Annotated in this window: 15 protein-coding genes, 1 pseudogene and 1 riboswitch; of the genes and pseudogenes, 9 read left to right on the top strand and 7 right to left on the bottom strand. The window is 65.6% G+C overall.

All coding sequences use genetic code 11. The features are described from left to right. The first annotated feature begins 27 nt into the window (after positions 1-27). The 5 genes from ACZLIF_RS01055 (at position 28) to pnuC (ending at position 5,470) form a co-directional block, all read left to right on the top strand. Positions 28-666, top strand: a complete 639-nt coding sequence (locus ACZLIF_RS01055; RefSeq protein WP_053518414.1) for a response regulator — start codon at positions 28-30, stop codon at positions 664-666. 232 nt (positions 667-898) lie between these two features. Further along, positions 899-1,231, top strand: a complete 333-nt coding sequence (locus ACZLIF_RS01050) for a glycine zipper 2TM domain-containing protein (protein WP_128989296.1) — start codon at positions 899-901, stop codon at positions 1,229-1,231. Positions 1,232-1,354: 123 nt separating this feature from the next. Continuing rightward, positions 1,355-2,479, top strand: a complete 1,125-nt coding sequence (locus ACZLIF_RS01045) for a phosphotransferase enzyme family protein (protein WP_128989294.1) — start codon at positions 1,355-1,357, stop codon at positions 2,477-2,479. A 43-nt stretch (positions 2,480-2,522) separates the two neighbouring features. Then, positions 2,523-2,617: riboswitch (TPP riboswitch) on the top strand. Between the two features lie 70 nt (positions 2,618-2,687). After that, positions 2,688-4,877, top strand: coding sequence for a TonB-dependent receptor (locus tag ACZLIF_RS01040; protein ID WP_128989292.1), 2,190 nt, complete (start codon positions 2,688-2,690; stop codon positions 4,875-4,877). 8 nt (positions 4,878-4,885) lie between these two features. Then, positions 4,886-5,470 carry a nicotinamide riboside transporter PnuC gene (pnuC, locus tag ACZLIF_RS01035; protein ID WP_128989290.1) on the top strand — a complete coding sequence of 195 codons (585 nt, stop codon included), beginning with the start codon at positions 4,886-4,888 and terminating at the stop codon, positions 5,468-5,470. Between the two features lie 96 nt (positions 5,471-5,566). On the opposite strand, the gene ACZLIF_RS01030 is transcribed toward pnuC, so the two are convergent. The 4 genes from ACZLIF_RS01030 to ACZLIF_RS01015 form a co-directional block, all read right to left on the bottom strand. Then, positions 5,567-6,589 (bottom strand): TraB/GumN family protein, encoded by a 1,023-nt coding sequence (locus ACZLIF_RS01030; RefSeq protein WP_128989288.1) that lies wholly within the window; start codon positions 6,587-6,589, stop codon positions 5,567-5,569. Positions 6,590-7,019: 430 nt separating this feature from the next. Next, positions 7,020-7,454 carry a hypothetical protein gene (locus ACZLIF_RS01025; RefSeq protein ID WP_128989286.1) on the bottom strand — a complete coding sequence of 145 codons (435 nt, stop codon included), beginning with the start codon at positions 7,452-7,454 and terminating at the stop codon, positions 7,020-7,022. A 73-nt stretch (positions 7,455-7,527) separates the two neighbouring features. Then, positions 7,528-8,502, bottom strand: a complete 975-nt coding sequence (locus ACZLIF_RS01020; RefSeq protein ID WP_074902309.1) for a Dyp-type peroxidase — start codon at positions 8,500-8,502, stop codon at positions 7,528-7,530. A 218-nt stretch (positions 8,503-8,720) separates the two neighbouring features. Further along, on the bottom strand, positions 8,721-9,296 hold the full coding sequence (locus tag ACZLIF_RS01015) for an OmpO family porin (protein WP_065174160.1): 576 nt from the start codon (positions 9,294-9,296) through the stop codon (positions 8,721-8,723). 320 nt (positions 9,297-9,616) lie between these two features. On the opposite strand from ACZLIF_RS01015, the gene ACZLIF_RS01010 reads away from it, so the two are divergent. Continuing rightward, positions 9,617-10,141, top strand: a complete 525-nt coding sequence (locus ACZLIF_RS01010) for a DUF6622 family protein (protein WP_128989284.1) — start codon at positions 9,617-9,619, stop codon at positions 10,139-10,141. 34 nt (positions 10,142-10,175) lie between these two features. Here the strand turns inward: ACZLIF_RS01010 and arsH are convergent, their stop codons facing one another. Next, a complete protein-coding gene (arsH, locus tag ACZLIF_RS01005; protein ID WP_065182062.1) occupies positions 10,176-10,916 on the bottom strand; it encodes an arsenical resistance protein ArsH in 741 nt (246 codons plus the stop codon). 17 nt (positions 10,917-10,933) lie between these two features. Between arsH and ACZLIF_RS01000 the strand changes: the two genes are divergently transcribed. Genes ACZLIF_RS01000 through arsB form a run of 3 tightly spaced genes read left to right on the top strand, consistent with a single transcriptional unit; the run spans position 10,934 to position 12,866 of the window. Continuing rightward, positions 10,934-11,263 (top strand): ArsR/SmtB family transcription factor, encoded by a 330-nt coding sequence (locus tag ACZLIF_RS01000; protein ID WP_053518034.1) that lies wholly within the window; start codon positions 10,934-10,936, stop codon positions 11,261-11,263. A gap of 38 nt (positions 11,264-11,301) precedes the next feature. Beyond that, entirely contained in the window at positions 11,302-11,805 is a 504-nt protein-coding gene (locus tag ACZLIF_RS00995) for an arsenate reductase ArsC (RefSeq protein ID WP_128989282.1), read from the top strand. Between the two features lie 14 nt (positions 11,806-11,819). Further along, a complete protein-coding gene (arsB, locus tag ACZLIF_RS00990; RefSeq protein ID WP_128989280.1) occupies positions 11,820-12,866 on the top strand; it encodes an ACR3 family arsenite efflux transporter in 1,047 nt (348 codons plus the stop codon). A gap of 82 nt (positions 12,867-12,948) precedes the next feature. On the opposite strand, the gene ACZLIF_RS00985 is transcribed toward arsB, so the two are convergent. Continuing rightward, on the bottom strand, positions 12,949-13,473 hold the full coding sequence (locus ACZLIF_RS00985; protein WP_128989278.1) for a transporter: 525 nt from the start codon (positions 13,471-13,473) through the stop codon (positions 12,949-12,951). 363 nt (positions 13,474-13,836) lie between these two features. Further along, a pseudogene (locus ACZLIF_RS00980) lies at positions 13,837-14,163 on the bottom strand (winged helix-turn-helix transcriptional regulator); the annotation flags it as partial. Between the last annotated feature and the right edge of the window lie 17 nt (positions 14,164-14,180).

The following is a 14,180-nucleotide window of genomic DNA, read 5'->3' as shown; positions in this document are numbered from 1 at the left end:
CGGCGTGCCCGGTGGTCATACTAGAGCATGAGCTTGCGCATCATCATCGCAGACGACCACCCCGTGGTCCGTATCGGAACCCGCGCCGTCATCGAGTCCAGCGGCGTTGGCCAGGTCGTCGGTGAAGCCGACAGCGCCCAGGCGCTGATGGCGCTGCTGACCAGCCAGCCATGCGACCTGCTGGTCACCGACTATTCGATGCCCGGCAGTCCCCAGGCCGATGGCTTCGCCATGATCGGCATGATCCGGCGCCGCCATCCCGACCTCAAGGTGCTGATGCTCAGCGTTTCCAGCAACCTGGCGATCCTGCGCATGGTGCTCGACAGCGGCGTGCTCGGCCTGGTCGACAAGAGTTCGTCGATGGACGAGCTGCCGCAGGCGATCCAGGCGGTGAACCGCGGCCAGCTGTATATCAGCCGCAGCCTGCGCGAGCGGGTCGAGGCCGCCGGCAGCTGGCGCATGCGCGAAGGCGACGGCAAACCGCTGTCGCCGCGCGAACTGGAGGTGCTGCGGTTGCTCGGCACCGGCATGACGGTGAAGGAGATCTCGGTGCAGCTGCACAAGAGCGTCAGCACCATCAGCCGGCAGAAGGGCGATGCGATGCTGAAGCTGGGCCTGAAAGGCGATGCGGAGCTGTTCGACTATCTGCGTGACGGCAAAATCTGAATCCTGTCCATCCGGCCATTGAACTTTCAGGCAGGCTTCATGCCGCCTGACGCTAGATGAATACGCACGCCGCCCAGTGGCCCACGCAATGTTCCGGCAATCTCCGGGCGCCAGCGTGGTCACTACGGCAGCCAGGGCGCCCGCGCCCTCCCTGCCCACCGTGGCATGCCCCTACAGGAGAACCGAACATGCTCAGTACTTCCGCTCTCAGCTTCCGTGGCGTGGCGTGGCGATGGCCCTGGCCCTGCTGGCCGGTGTCGCCGTGGTCAGCGACGCCAGCGCCATGTCGAGGAAGGACAAGCGCACCGTCGTCGGTGCGGTGGTGGGCGGCGTCGCCGGCCACCTGATTTCCAATGGCGATCCGGCCGCCACCGTCGGCGGTGCCGTGGCCGGCGGCGCGATCGGCAACCTGACCACCCCGGACCGCCACGACCGCCGTTATGACCGCCGCTACCATCGCGGCTACGACCGGGGCTATGGCTATCGGGACCGCGGTCATGACCGCCGCTGGCGCGACAGCGACCGCCGCTACTACCACGACCGCGGTCGCCACCGCGGCTGGTAACCCTCGCCGGCACTGCCCGGCATCACCGGCAACGGGCGGGTCGATGACCCGCCCGTTTGCGTCCGGGCCGTCCATGGCGTTGAATGCGCAGCCCTGGATGACTCCTTTGCCCCCGGCCCCCGCATGACCTCCACCGCCCACCGCGTGCAGGGCCTCAACAACGATGAGGTCGCTGCCGACTGGCCCGCGATCGATGCAGCCGAGGTTGCCTGGCTGGCCCGCCGTTATCCGGTGCTGGACGCGGACAGCGCCCTGCATTGGCACAGCCCCCGGCCGTTGTCGGCCGCCGCGCTGGTCGAGGGTTCCCGCGGCCGGGTGTTCATCAAGCGCCACCACCGCAGCGTGCGCAGTGCCGCCTGCCTGCAGGAAGAACACCGCTTCATCGCCCATCTGGACGCTGCCGGCGTGCCGGTGGTGAAGGTTCTGCCCACCGCCGGAGGCGACAGCGCCATCGAGCATGGGCCTTGGACCTATGAACTGCATTCACCGGGGGTGGGTGACGATCTGTACCGCGACGCCGCCTCCTGGACGCTGCTGACGGACATCGCACGGGCGCGTTCTGCCGGACGCATGCTGGCCCGGCTGCATCAGGCCGCCGCCAGCTACCAGGTCCCACAGCGCAGCACGCATGTCCTGGTGGCACGCGACGAGCTGATCCGCGCCGCCGCCCCCATCAGCGCGCTGGAAGCGGGTCTTCCCGACCGCCCGGGACTGGCGCGCTACCTGGCGCGGATTCCGTGGCAGGCGCAGCTGCGCCGCGACGTCCTGCCCTGGCATGCCGGCCTGGCCGCGCGCCTGTCCGCCGAGCCGCCGCTGTGGGCGCACAACGACTGGCATGTCTCCAACCTGCTGTGGCGCGGCGACGACGTCAGCACCGTGCTGGATTTCGGCCTCGCCTCACCCACCAGCGCGCTGTTCGACCTGGCCACCGCGATCGAGCGCAATGCCGTGGCCTGGCTGGAGCTGGAGCGGGGCCATGAGGCGGTGCGCATCGACATCGCGCTGGCGCTGCTCGACGGCTACCGCGAAGTGCTGCCGTTGTCGGCCACCCGCCTGCACCTGCTGGCGGACCTGCTGCCGATGGTCCACTTCGACTTCGCACTGTCCGAAGTGGAGTACTTCGAAGGCATCACCGGCTCGACGGCGAACGCCGATGTCGCCTGGTATCCCTTCATGCTGGGCCATGCCGCGTGGTTCGCCAGCGCACCCGGCCAGGCCCTGCTGCAGGCGCTGCATGCCGCCGCCTGAAGGGCATCGGCTCGCAAATCCCTGCCATCTGTAGTGAAATAGCGGCCTGAAGCGGGGGTGCCTGGATCTGCAGGCTGAGAGAGTCCCTTGGAACCTGATCCGGTTTGCACCGGCGTAGGGAGCTTTGAGCCGCAGCCACACCCCCGTTCCGGGCCGGTGCACCTGCGCGCCGTCGCTTCGTCTCCCCTGTTGTCCGAAGACGAATCGAATGAACCGCTGCCTGCGTCCCACCCTGCTCGCTCTCGCCCTCTGTGCCGCGCTGCCGCTGCATGCCAGCGAGGCTGGAGCCTCCCCCGACGTGACAGCCGACAGCGGCGAACGTTCGCCCACCGAGCTGGCAGCGGTCCGCGTGCAGGCCGGCAGGCCGGCGGCCGACAGCGCGCGGGTCAGTGCATTCGGCGCCGGCTCCTGGAAGGACACCCCGGCCTCGGTGAACGTGCTCGAACGCGACTACCTCGACCGTCGACAGGTGCGCTCGTTGTCCGAACTGGCAAGCAATGACGCCTCGCTCGGTGATGCCTACGCGCCGGTGGGCTACTACCAGAACGTCGCCATCCGCGGCTTCGCGCTCGATGCCGCCACCGGCTACCGCTTCAACGGCCTGGCCATCGCCGGCGAGCAGCGGCTGGCGCTGGAGAACGTGCAGGCGGTGGAGATCCTGAAGGGTGAAGCCGGCCTCGCCGCGGGCGTGATGGCGCCCGGCGGCATCATCAACTACATCGGCAAGCGCCCGGCGGAAGTGCGCGCGGCTACCCTCGGCACCGATTCGGAAGGCTCGCGCTATGCCGCCGTCGATGTCGGCCACTGGATCACGCCGCGTTTCGGCATCCGCCTCAATGCCGCCTGGGAGGGCAGCGAGTCCTACGTCGAGCACGCCGACGGCCGCCGCAACTTCTATTCGCTTGCAGCGGACTGGCTGATCGGTGAGCGCGGCAAGCTGGAAGTGGACGCCAACTACCAGACCAGTTCGCAGCGCTCGGTGTCCGGTTACCAGCTGCTGGGCGCACGGGAGCTGCCTCGTGGCGTCGACCGCGAGCACCTGCTGGGCTATCAGCCGTGGCAGCGCCCGGTGGAGATCGCCAGCACCAACATCACCGCCGTACACACCTACGACTTCAACGAGCGCTGGCAGTCGCGGCTGTCGGTGGGCCACAGCCGCTCGGTGATCGACGACAACGTCGCCTTCGCCTATGGCTGCTACTACGCCGACGCATGCGCTGACGGCAGCGTGCCCGGCAACTACTTCGCCCCCAACGGCGACTACGACATCTACGACTACCGCAGTCCGGACGATACCCGCCGCAACCAGCAGGCGCGCGCCGAGCTGCGTGGCCGCTTCGACACCGGCAGCGTCGGCCACCAGCTGACGGTCGGCGCCGACACGTTCCGCCGCACGGTGGACAGGCGACCGAGCGTCAACGAGTACGTAGGCAGCAGCAACATCCACGACACGCAGGTGCCGGTGTACGAGCCCTCGCCGCTGATGCCCGGCCCGTCCGCACGGCGTCTGGACAGCCGCCAGACCGCCGTGTTCGCGCTGGACCGCATGCAGTTCGGCGATGACTGGCAATGGCTGGCCGGTGGCCGCTTCGTCCGCCTGGACGAGCGCGCCTACGACAAGCGCGGCACGCCGCAGCGGCACAGCCGGCTGTCGCGCTTCCTGCCGCAGACCGCGCTGGTATGGAAGGCCACCGACCAGCTCAACGCGTACGCCAGTTATGTGCGCGGCATTGCGCTGGGCCAGGAGGCACCGTTCTGGACCTCCAACGCCGATGCCTTCCTGCCGGCGGTGCAGTCACGGCAGCTGGAAGCCGGCGTCAAGTACGTGCCAGCTGCCTCGCTCACCCTGGGCGCCGCGCTGTTCCGCATCTCGCAGCCCTACCAGTACGCCATGCCGGATGACAGCGATGCCGGTTACACCTTCGTCGAGCGCGGCACGCAGACCCATACCGGCCTGGAGCTGACCGCCAACGGCCAGCTGACCGATGCGCTGCAGATCGTCGCCAGCGCCAGCGTGCTGCAGGCGCGTGCACGCGATACCGGCACGCCGGGCCAGGAAGGCCATCAGCTGGTGAACGTGCCGAAGGTGCGTACCAGTGTGCATCTGGCCTACGCACTGCCGTTCGTGCAGGGCCTGGATGTCACCGGTGGCTGGCGCTATGCCGCCGCCAATGTGGCCCGTGCCGACGGCGGCGTGCGTGCGCCGGACTATTCGGTGTTCGATGCCGGCCTGCGCTTCCGCCACCGCGTGCATGAGCGCGCCGTGACCTGGAACCTGTCGGTGGACAACGTGTTCAACCGCTTCTACTGGCGCGACACCGGCAGCAGCGGCGGTGACTACTACCTGTTCCCCGGCGCACCGCGACAGGCACGCCTGTCGGTGACGTTCGCGCTGTGAGCGGCGCCGTGCTCGAGTGGACCGCCGCGCTGTGCAGCGTGCTGGGCGTATGGCTGATGGCGCGCCGGCGGCTGGCAGCATGGCCGGTCGGCCTGCTGTCGGTGGCGCTGTACGGCCTGGTGTTCGCCGAGGCCAGGCTGTACTCCGACACGCTGCTGCAGGTCGCCTTCGCCGGCTTCCTGGTCTATGGCTGGATCAACTGGCGCCAGCACGCCGCCGACGAGGGCAGCATCCGCATCGTGCCCCTGGCACGCGGAAAACTGCTGCGTGACCTGATCATCGGCCTGTGCGGTGGCGTGGCGCTGGGCACGGTCATGCACACCTTCACCGATGCCGCGCTGCCATGGCTGGACGCGATGCTGACCGCCCTGAGCCTGGTCGGCCAGTGGTGGCAGGCGCGCCGCCATGTGGCGTGCTGGTGGGTGTGGATCGGGGTGGACGTGGTCTATGTGGGCGCGTACCTGTTCAAGTCGCTGCACGTCACGGCCGCGCTGTATGTGTTCTTCCTGGGGCTGGCAGTATTCGGCCTGCGCGCCTGGAGTGCGGCGGCGCGGGAGCGTCCATCCGTTGCAGAGAGCATCTCGCCCGGCTGACGCAATGCCCCAGCTGCCGCCCCAGCATGAGAGAGAGGTCGCTGGAAGACAGGCGCCTTCAACGCAAGAATGTCCATTACGCCACTGATTTGACACTCAACTAGGATTGTCGAACAGCGCCGTCAGGCTGTATCCATCCTCTTGCAGCTTCCGGGCGAGGCCAGTTGCGTCAACGAGATCACGAGCCGGGAGGGTTGAGAACACCGTGTTGTTCGTTTCGAAGGCGCGGTGAAGGGTTTCAAGCCACGTCGATTCGACCATGCCGTAGGGATCCGCGACACCCGAGCTGCGAGCCATTGCTTCGTTGGTCAGCCTGGCCCAGCAGGAGTCGATTGGGACGTAGCGACGTTCAACGTCACGATACCGCTGCATGTCACCGACTGACCACGCTTCAGCGGCAGCCGGGGAGAACAGCAGATTGGCCTCCAGGGAGTCCAGTGTCTTCTCCATACAGGCCACATCTGAATCCAATGGAACATCGAACTGCTTGACTGCTTTACGCAGCCCATCGGTCGGCAGTCTGTACCGGGCATCCAGACGCTGCAGCCCCGCGTCCCTGGTCTCTTTTGCGATAACAGCGCCTGTCGAGGGGATATCAGTCATTCCATTGCGCTTTAATGCAGCGGTGTACAGCGAGTAGGCTGCATACATGGGTCGCTTTCTTTCCACTCCATCATCTCGTCCAATGTACGTGGCTTTCAGCGCCAGCCATCTCTCATAGGATTGATGCGGAAGTACATCCGCGAGCCTGCGCCCTGACGTGTTCTTCTGCGCACGTTGCATGCTGGAGATCATCGTTAATCCCCGAACGAGACCCACTCCGTCTCCTGCGCGCAGTCCTGGCCCCGTCATCACGACATCCGAGCGACGGATATGGTCACGTATCGCTTCCTTCACCAGAATTCCCGAGTCGGGGAGTGGCAACTGTGTGCCCAGGACGATGAGCTTCTTGTCCCCTTTGCTGAAGAGCCAGAGGGGCGGTGACTTCACCCCAACCTGCACAGGTGCCAGCTCTTTGGCTGAGGGCCGCGATGCCTCAGGGCCTAACGCGTAAGCATGCGACAGGCCCGCCAGAGATGAGATCAGAAGTACGATCGTTAGGTGTTGGTGCGGCTTCATCGGATGTTTCTCTCGCTCCGTGGAAAGTCCGTTGCTTTGAACCTACCGGATACCGATGTCGCTCACCACGCTTCGCCGAGAACACCCGTCACACACGGACCGTGAAGGGCTTGAAAGAAAGATGGATCGACGAGCGTCTCGCGCTGCCACTCTACCGGTTGCCTTGCGGTCGCCGGTGGCTCGCGGATGAGATCACAACTGCTGCAGCGCTGTGTTCCATGGCCTCCCCGGTCTCACCAACCGGATCTCGTACGGCGCGGCCACGGCGAGATCCATCCATAGAGGAAGCAGTGCGTCTGCGCCGCTGACCGGGAGCCAGCGCCCCTCTGTCCATCGGCGGACTGGACCAGATGACCGATCCGGATACGTCATCCTTGTCATTCGAATGCGTCACCACATGCGGCCCCAACCAAACACGAGTCGCCTTGCGCTAGTCCTCGATGACGCTGGCAGCGGCGAGCACCAGCCCCAACCGCAACGGCTGGCGCATGTCGGCCGGTGGCGCCGACGACAGCGGCGCCGACTGCAGCGTCGCGCGCAGATCCGCGTCCGCCTGTGCATCGCCGAGACTGTCGAATTCCAGTTTCGCGATGCGGCCATCGGCTGCGATCCAGAGGCTGACCGGCAGCGGCGTGGGCATCTGTGGGTGCGCCTGCAGCCAGGCCAGCACGCGCTGCACCTTCGGGTCCTGCTCCTGCTGCAGGCGCTGCTGCAGCTCACTGCCTGCCGTGGCGGCGTAGGCCATCCAGTGTGGTGGAGCCTCCTCGGCCGAGACGGCCCCGGCGCCGCCCAGCGCCAGAAGGCCGATCAGCGATGCCAGCGGTCGCCACCAGCGGCGACGGTCGGCGCGAAGTACGGATTCCATGGCAGCACCCTCATGCAGTCGTCCAGCGCTCCATCGTCGACGGCGCGGATGACAGGCAGATGGCGGGCAGGCATCACCCGCCCAGGTCGGCCAGCACCTTGCGCGAAGGCGCGAAGAAGGTCACGCCGGTCATCGCGGTGGAGAAGTCCAGGATGCGGTCATGCAGCGGCGCAGGGTTGCCGATGAACATGCGCTCGAGCATCTTCTCGATCACCCACAGGCGGCGCGTGTAGCCGATGAAGTATGTACCGTACTCACCGCGCCCCGGATTGGCGAAGGGCATGTTGTCGCGCAGGATGTCGTGCTCGCCGTCGGCGTCCTCGATGGTGCACAGCGTCTTGTGCGACTTCTGCGCGTCGGCCGGCGCATCGTCCAGCTCGGTGTTGTCGTGCTTGGTGCGGCCGATGATCGCCTCCTGCACCTCGGTCTTCTGCGCGCGCCATGCGTCGAGGTTGTGCAGGTACTTCTGCACCACCACGTAGCTGCCGCCGGCATGCGCGGGATCCTCGTCGCCGACGATCGTGGCTTCCGGCAGCGACAACCCTTCCGGATTGGCCGTGCCGTCAACGAAATCCAGCAGGTCGCGGCCGTCGAAATAGCGGAAGCCGGCCACCTCATCGACCGTCTCCACCGCATCGCCGAACGCCATCAGCAGGTTGCGCTCGAACGCCACGATCAGGTCCATCGTGCGTGCCCGGATGTGGTACAGCAGATCGCCCGGGGTCGACACCGCGGTGTGGGTGGCGCCCTTGATCTCGCGGAACGGATGCAGCTCGCGCGGCGGCGTGCTGCCAACCAGCGGCTGCCACACACGGTGGCCGATCGCCACATTGCAGGTGAAGGTCCGTTCGATCTCGCGGATGGCCGTGTTCTTGATCAGGTCATCGGTGCTGGCCAGCACGTCGCGCACCTTCGCGATCGAGTCCGCATCATCCTTCACCTTCAGCACCAGGAAGGCGGCCGAGTGGGTCAGCGGCGCAGTGATCTGCTGCGGCTCGTTGTCGAGCGTGTGATTGAGGGCGGTGATCGGTGCGGGCTGGGAATTCACGGCGGTTCCTGCGGGCTTGAGGCGGGCGCATCGCGCATGGTGCAGCGATGTGCGGGCGATCATAGCGGAACGGCTTGCGCTGCGACGGAGCGGTTCTCAGTCGCGCGCCAGCCGCTTGGGGCGCAGAAAAGTGAAGCCCGGCGCGAGGCCGGGCTTCGATGGCGTGCGGGAGAGAGAGAGTCACACGCCAGTAACACGCACTAACGACAGAGCGTTTCTTACCAGGTGAAGCGCGGGCCGACGAACCACTCGCGGTCGCCCGCCTTGGCCAGCTTCACTTCGCCACTCAGGCCCCAGTTCTGGTTGAACTTGGCGGTGGCACCGACGCGGCCGTAGAACTCGCCGTCCGGGTTGTAGCCGTGCTTCTTGCTGAAATCTTCGTAGCCGGCCAGCGCGTAGCCTTCCAGGTACGGGTTGAACGCGGTGCGCACGCCCACTTCAGTGGAGTAGCCATTGAAGTCCAGGCCGCGCTTCTCGTCGTACTTCTGATAGGCCACGCGGGCCACCAGGTCGGTGTTCGGTGCGATGCCGTAGTTGTAGCCGACACCCAGGCGCCACTGGTCGACGTCATTCTTGAAGCGGTCGGTTTCCTGCGCGCTGTAGTCGCCGAAGATGTGGAAGTTCGGGTGGACGGCCACCGAGCCCTTCACGCCCCAGCCATCGGCGTCGCCGCCCTTGGCATCGGTGTTCACGTAGCCGCCTTCAACGTAGTTGTACGACAGGCCATCGGCAGCCGATGCAGCGAACGGCAGGGCAGCCAGCAGACCCAGGGCAAGCAGCGAATTCTTGTTCATCGGGACACACCTTTAATTATTTTGGTTTCGTCGACCGCCTCCCGGGAGGGGGAGAGAGGAGAGGCGGTCGACAGGTGTGAATTATCCGTTTGTTGGCGAAATCAGCCCTGAATATTGAACTGACCGGTACATGAATGAAGTTGCTGTTCAGGGAACTCTGGGGCTGGTCGACAGCAGCATGCTGCTGCATGCCAGCGCCACCTACCCGTCATGTCCCTTCAGGCGGCTGACACCTGTCACTGGTTCGGGAAGGCTCCGGCGCGAATAGTACGCGTCACCGCCCGGCACCACTGCGCCGGCACTCACCAAGGGGACCTGTCATGAGCCTGTTCCAGCAACTCCTTTCGCATACTCCGATCTGGGTCTGGGTGCTGATGGTGTTTCTCATCACCCGGGGCATCGCGGCCATGAAGCCCGGCGAAACCTCGTTGCCTACGCTGGCGATCGTGCCGGCGGTGTTCGCGGCATGGGGGGTGTGGTCCATCAGCCACCGCTACGGCGCATCGTGGTCGGCCTGGGGCGAGTGGCTGGTCGGCGTCGGCGCAGGAACGGGCCTGGGTTGGCTGTTGCTGCGCCGGGCGCGTGTGGCCATGAACCGTGCGACGGGACGGCTGTGGCGCAGCGCGGATTACAGCCTGCTGCCGCTGCTGCTGATCACGTTCCTGGTGAAGTATGGCTTCGAAACGGCGCTCGCAGTGTCGCCCGCGCTGAGCGCCAACGCAGGTTTCAGCGCTGCCTACCTGCTGCTGTCCGGTGGTTTCACCGGCATCTTCATCGGCCGCTACTGCCGGTATCTGTCGGCGGCGCGCCTTGAGGGGAGCACCCGGATGGGGGCTGCGGGCTGAGGCTGGCGTACCCGGGAGGCGGCGCACGGCGCCGTCACCCGGTGCCGGCTGCGGTCGTCGCCCCTGCGGCCTGCGCCAGCACTGCCGCTGCAGCGTCGCCCTTGCGCTCGCTGTAGCGATCCACCAGGTAGTCCGCCCGGCCCCGCGTCAACAGGGTGAACTTCACCAGTTCCTCCATGACATCCACCACCCGGTCGTAGTATGGCGAGGGCTTCATTCGTCCGTCCTCATCGAACTCCTGCCAGGCCTTGGCCACCGAAGACTGGTTGGGGATGGTCAGCATGCGCATCCAGCGCCCCAACACCCTCAGGGTGTTGACGGTGTTGAACGATTGGGAGCCGCCACTCACCTGCATCACGGCCAACGTTCTGCCCTGCGTGGGCCGCACGCTGCCGTCCTCCAGCGGCAGCCAGTCGATCTGGTTCTTGAACACGCCGGTGACGGTACCGTGCCGTTCCGGGCTGACCCACACCTGCCCCTCAGACCACTGCGACCACGCGCGCAGCCGCTGCACTTCGGGATGGCTCCTGTCCACGCTGTCCACCATCGGAAGCGCATGCGGATCGAACACCCGGGTTTCGCAACCCAGATGCTGCAGGAGCCGCTCGGCTTCCAGGGCCAGCTTGCGGCTGAACGACTGCGGCCTCAGCGAACCGTAGAGCAGCAGGATGCGGGGCGGTCCCAGATTCCCCGCGGCGAGCAGGCTGGGGTCGGGCTGGGGCAGCGAGGCTTCCCTCAGATTCGGCAGCTGGGTACTTGCGATCGTCTTATTCATTCGACTATTCTAGAAATATGGAAACGTCAAATGCAATCGTCGCGCTCACCGCGTTGGGCCACGCGACCCGCTTGGCGGCCTTCCGCCTGCTGGTGGAAGCCGGTCCAGCGGGGCGCGTGGCCGGTGACATCGCGGCGGCCCTGCAGGTGCCACCGGCCACACTCAGCTTCCACCTGAAGGAGCTGGTACAGGCCGGCCTGGTGGAGAACGAGAGCCAGGGCCGCAATGTCTGTTACCGCGCCAACTTCGCCGCCATGACCGGCTTGATCGAGTACCTCACGCACAACTGCTGCGCGGGTTCGCCGAGCGAGGAGTGCGGGCCCACTGCGCCCGCATGCAAGTGCTGAAGCCCGATCCAACCTCCTGCCATCACAACGACTGCCCCATGACACGCAACGTCCTGTTCCTCTGTACCGGCAACAGCGCGCGCAGCGTCCTTGCCGAGGCCACGCTGCGAGCCTGGGGCGCTGAACGTTTCAATGCATTCAGCGCAGGCAGCCACCCCACCGGCCAGGTCAACCCATTCGCGCTCGCACAGCTGCAGGCCGAAGGAATCACCATCGATGGGCTGCGCAGCAAATCGTGGAATGAGTTCGTGGATGCTGCGCCCATGGACCTGGTGATCACCGTGTGCGATTCGGCTGCGGCAGACGCCTGCCCGGTGGTGTTTGGCGACTTCATTCGCAGCCACTGGGGCCAGCCGGATCCGGCCGCAGTTGCAGGCAGCGATGCCGAGAAAGCAGCCGCGTTTGCACGCGCGCATGCCATCGTGAAATCGCGGCTGCGTGCGTTGATCGATCTGCCCGGATCGTTGTGGTCCGACCGCGAGGCAATGCAGAACGCTCTGGATCAGATCGGCCGGTTGCAGCCGACCGACAGCACACCGTGACGGCGCCCGCGCGCATGCGCCTGTTCGAGCGCTACCTCACCCTGTGGGTCGCGCTGTGCATCGCGGCCGGTACCCTGCTGGGGCACGTCCTGCCCGGCGCCTTTGCGGCACTGGCGTCCGCCGAAGTGGCCAAGGTCAACCTGCCGGTCGCGGCACTGATCTGGCTGATGATCATCCCGATGCTGCTGAAGGTCGACTACGGCGCAATGCGCCAGTTGCAGCAGCACTGGAAAGGCATCGGCGTAACGTTGTTCATCAACTGGGCGGTCAAGCCCTTTTCGATGGCACTGCTGGGCTGGGTATTCCTGCGTCACCTCTTCGCGGAATGGCTGCCAGCCGGCCAGATCGACGGCTATATCGCCGGCCTGATCCTGCTGGCAGCCGCGCCCTGCACCGCGATGGTGTTCGTGTGGAGCAACCTGTGCCGCGGCGATGCGAACTTCACGTTGAGCCAGGTCGCGCTGAACGACGCGATCATGGTGGTGGCCTATGCGCCGGTGGTTGCGTTGCTGCTCGGCATGTCCGCGATCACTGTTCCGTGGGACACCCTGCTGCTGTCAGTGGGTTTGTACATCCTGGCACCTGTCGGTGTTGCCAGCCTGCTGCGGCGCTGGATGCTTTCGCGCAGCGGCGAGGCGGGTCTGCAGCTGGCGCTGGCCCGACTCGGCCCGGTTTCGCTGTCGGCCCTTCTACTGACACTGGTGCTGCTGTTCGGCTTTCAAGGTCAGCAGATCGTCGAGCAGCCGCTGGTCATCGGGTTGATCGCCGTGCCCATCCTGATCCAGGTCTATTTCACTTCGGGCCTGGCCTATCTGCTCAACCGTCGTCTGGGCGTCGCCCATTGCGTGGCCGGCCCGTCGGCGCTGATCGGCGCGAGCAACTTCTTCGAGCTGGCGGTCGCAACCGCCGTCGGGCTCTTCGGTGTGCATTCGGGCGCCGCGCTGGCCACCGTTGTCGGTGTGCTGATCGAGGTGCCGGTGATGTTGTCGGTCGTTCGTATCGTGAACCGTACTGAAGGCTGGTACGAGAGGCAGGGTGCGGGTAGCCGCGGGCAGTCGTAGAGGGCCGATGCCTGCTTCTGGGCGGAGGCGGAACCCCGATCTCCTTGCGCGTCTCCACCGGCGCGGGCTGTCGGCAGGGCAGTTACCGGGACGGAGGCTTCGGAAACAGCAACCTGGGGGTTGCGGATAGTAGCCAGGCTGCCATGGCAGCCCCATATGCGAGTACGCCACCCACTAAACAGGTGCCGAACAGGCTACCGGTGAACAGTCGGTACACGCTCCGGCCGCGACCAGCAGCGTCATCTCCCACAGCAAGCACGATCACCGGCAGCATGATCATTCCGGTGCAGAGAATGAGCGAGAAAAGGCCCAGCAACCAACGCTTTCCGCGGGGGTTCCAAGGAACCGGATAGTGTGAGAGCAGTTCTCTCATTCGAAGAAACAACGTCGGAACCAGGAACACGTACATCAGTCCCACGTACAACGACGTGCGTGCATCGACATCGCTCGCAGTGAAGACCGATTGAGGATAGACGCCTGTCCGATGAAGCAACTCCGCGCAGGCGGTGAGTGCAACGCTCATTGCCATTGCAGGCCAGAACAACCTCGAGACTTTGGACCACTGTGCATCACGCTGTTGTTGCTTCCCATCGGTCAACCCCGGCATCAGACGTCTCCTGCGCAGCTGCGCTGACGACAACGAAAGAGGGAAGAGCATGCGCCGCAACGATGCGCATGAAAGCCAAAGGGGGATCGGAACACTGCCCAGGCACGAGCATCGTCTGGGGCTTGTTCGCCCAAGGCCGAGGAGACAACGCAGTCTCTCTTCAGTCCTGTAGTCCTCGAACCCGAAGTCCAACGCCCGTCGAGGGTCGCTTGCGGCCAGAAGCGGACGTACTCAATGAGCGACCTTCTGCGCGGCATGTACGGTGCCCTCACCCTCCATGGCGGCACTCTGCGCCCCTTTCTTCCTGCGCTTCACTGCGTTTGCCGAAGCATCGCAGCCGCATTCAATTGGCGGCAACCGCTGCTCATATTCTCTGTAATTCTCTCCCCATTCCCGCAGGCTCAGCATTACTGGCGCAAGAGTGCGCGCAAGTTCGGTCGCTTCATACTCAACACGAGGCGGAACTTCAGCATATACATGGCGATTGATGAGGCCGTCGGCTTCCAGCTCCCGCAGCTGGAGCGTCAACATTCTCTGGGTTGCGGTGGGAATCAGCCGGGTCAATTCCATGAAACGCTTCTTTCCCATGAGCAGGTGAAACAGCAACAGTGGTTTCCAGACCCCACCAATGACGGAGAGGGTCAGCTCTACGGCACACCCGCTTTTGGGATCCAGTCGTTTGGTACGCATGCGTCTTCTCCAGGCTC

The sequence above is a fragment of the Stenotrophomonas sp. 2201_Sma genome (assembly GCF_056486685.1).
This window is presented reverse-complemented; position numbering and strand designations above follow the sequence as displayed.

Excerpts from the sequence above, each read along its gene's own strand:
- ACZLIF_RS01055 (WP_053518414.1), top strand. The coding sequence starts at position 28 with ATGAGCTTGCGCATCATCATCGCAGACGACCACCCCGTGGTCCGTATC.
- ACZLIF_RS01050 (WP_128989296.1), top strand. The coding sequence starts at position 899 with ATGGCCCTGGCCCTGCTGGCCGGTGTCGCCGTGGTCAGCGACGCCAGC.
- ACZLIF_RS01045 (WP_128989294.1), top strand. The coding sequence starts at position 1,355 with ATGACCTCCACCGCCCACCGCGTGCAGGGCCTCAACAACGATGAGGTC.
- ACZLIF_RS01040 (WP_128989292.1), top strand. The coding sequence starts at position 2,688 with ATGAACCGCTGCCTGCGTCCCACCCTGCTCGCTCTCGCCCTCTGTGCC.
- ACZLIF_RS01030 (WP_128989288.1), bottom strand. The coding sequence starts at position 6,589 with ATGAAGCCGCACCAACACCTAACGATCGTACTTCTGATCTCATCTCTG.
- ACZLIF_RS01025 (WP_128989286.1), bottom strand. The coding sequence starts at position 7,454 with ATGGAATCCGTACTTCGCGCCGACCGTCGCCGCTGGTGGCGACCGCTG.
- ACZLIF_RS01015 (WP_065174160.1), bottom strand. The coding sequence starts at position 9,296 with ATGAACAAGAATTCGCTGCTTGCCCTGGGTCTGCTGGCTGCCCTGCCG.
- ACZLIF_RS01010 (WP_128989284.1), top strand. The coding sequence starts at position 9,617 with ATGAGCCTGTTCCAGCAACTCCTTTCGCATACTCCGATCTGGGTCTGG.
- arsH (WP_065182062.1), bottom strand. The coding sequence starts at position 10,916 with ATGAATAAGACGATCGCAAGTACCCAGCTGCCGAATCTGAGGGAAGCC.
- ACZLIF_RS01000 (WP_053518034.1), top strand. The coding sequence starts at position 10,934 with ATGGAAACGTCAAATGCAATCGTCGCGCTCACCGCGTTGGGCCACGCG.
- ACZLIF_RS00995 (WP_128989282.1), top strand. The coding sequence starts at position 11,302 with ATGACACGCAACGTCCTGTTCCTCTGTACCGGCAACAGCGCGCGCAGC.
- arsB (WP_128989280.1), top strand. The coding sequence starts at position 11,820 with ATGCGCCTGTTCGAGCGCTACCTCACCCTGTGGGTCGCGCTGTGCATC.
- ACZLIF_RS00985 (WP_128989278.1), bottom strand. The coding sequence starts at position 13,473 with ATGCCGGGGTTGACCGATGGGAAGCAACAACAGCGTGATGCACAGTGG.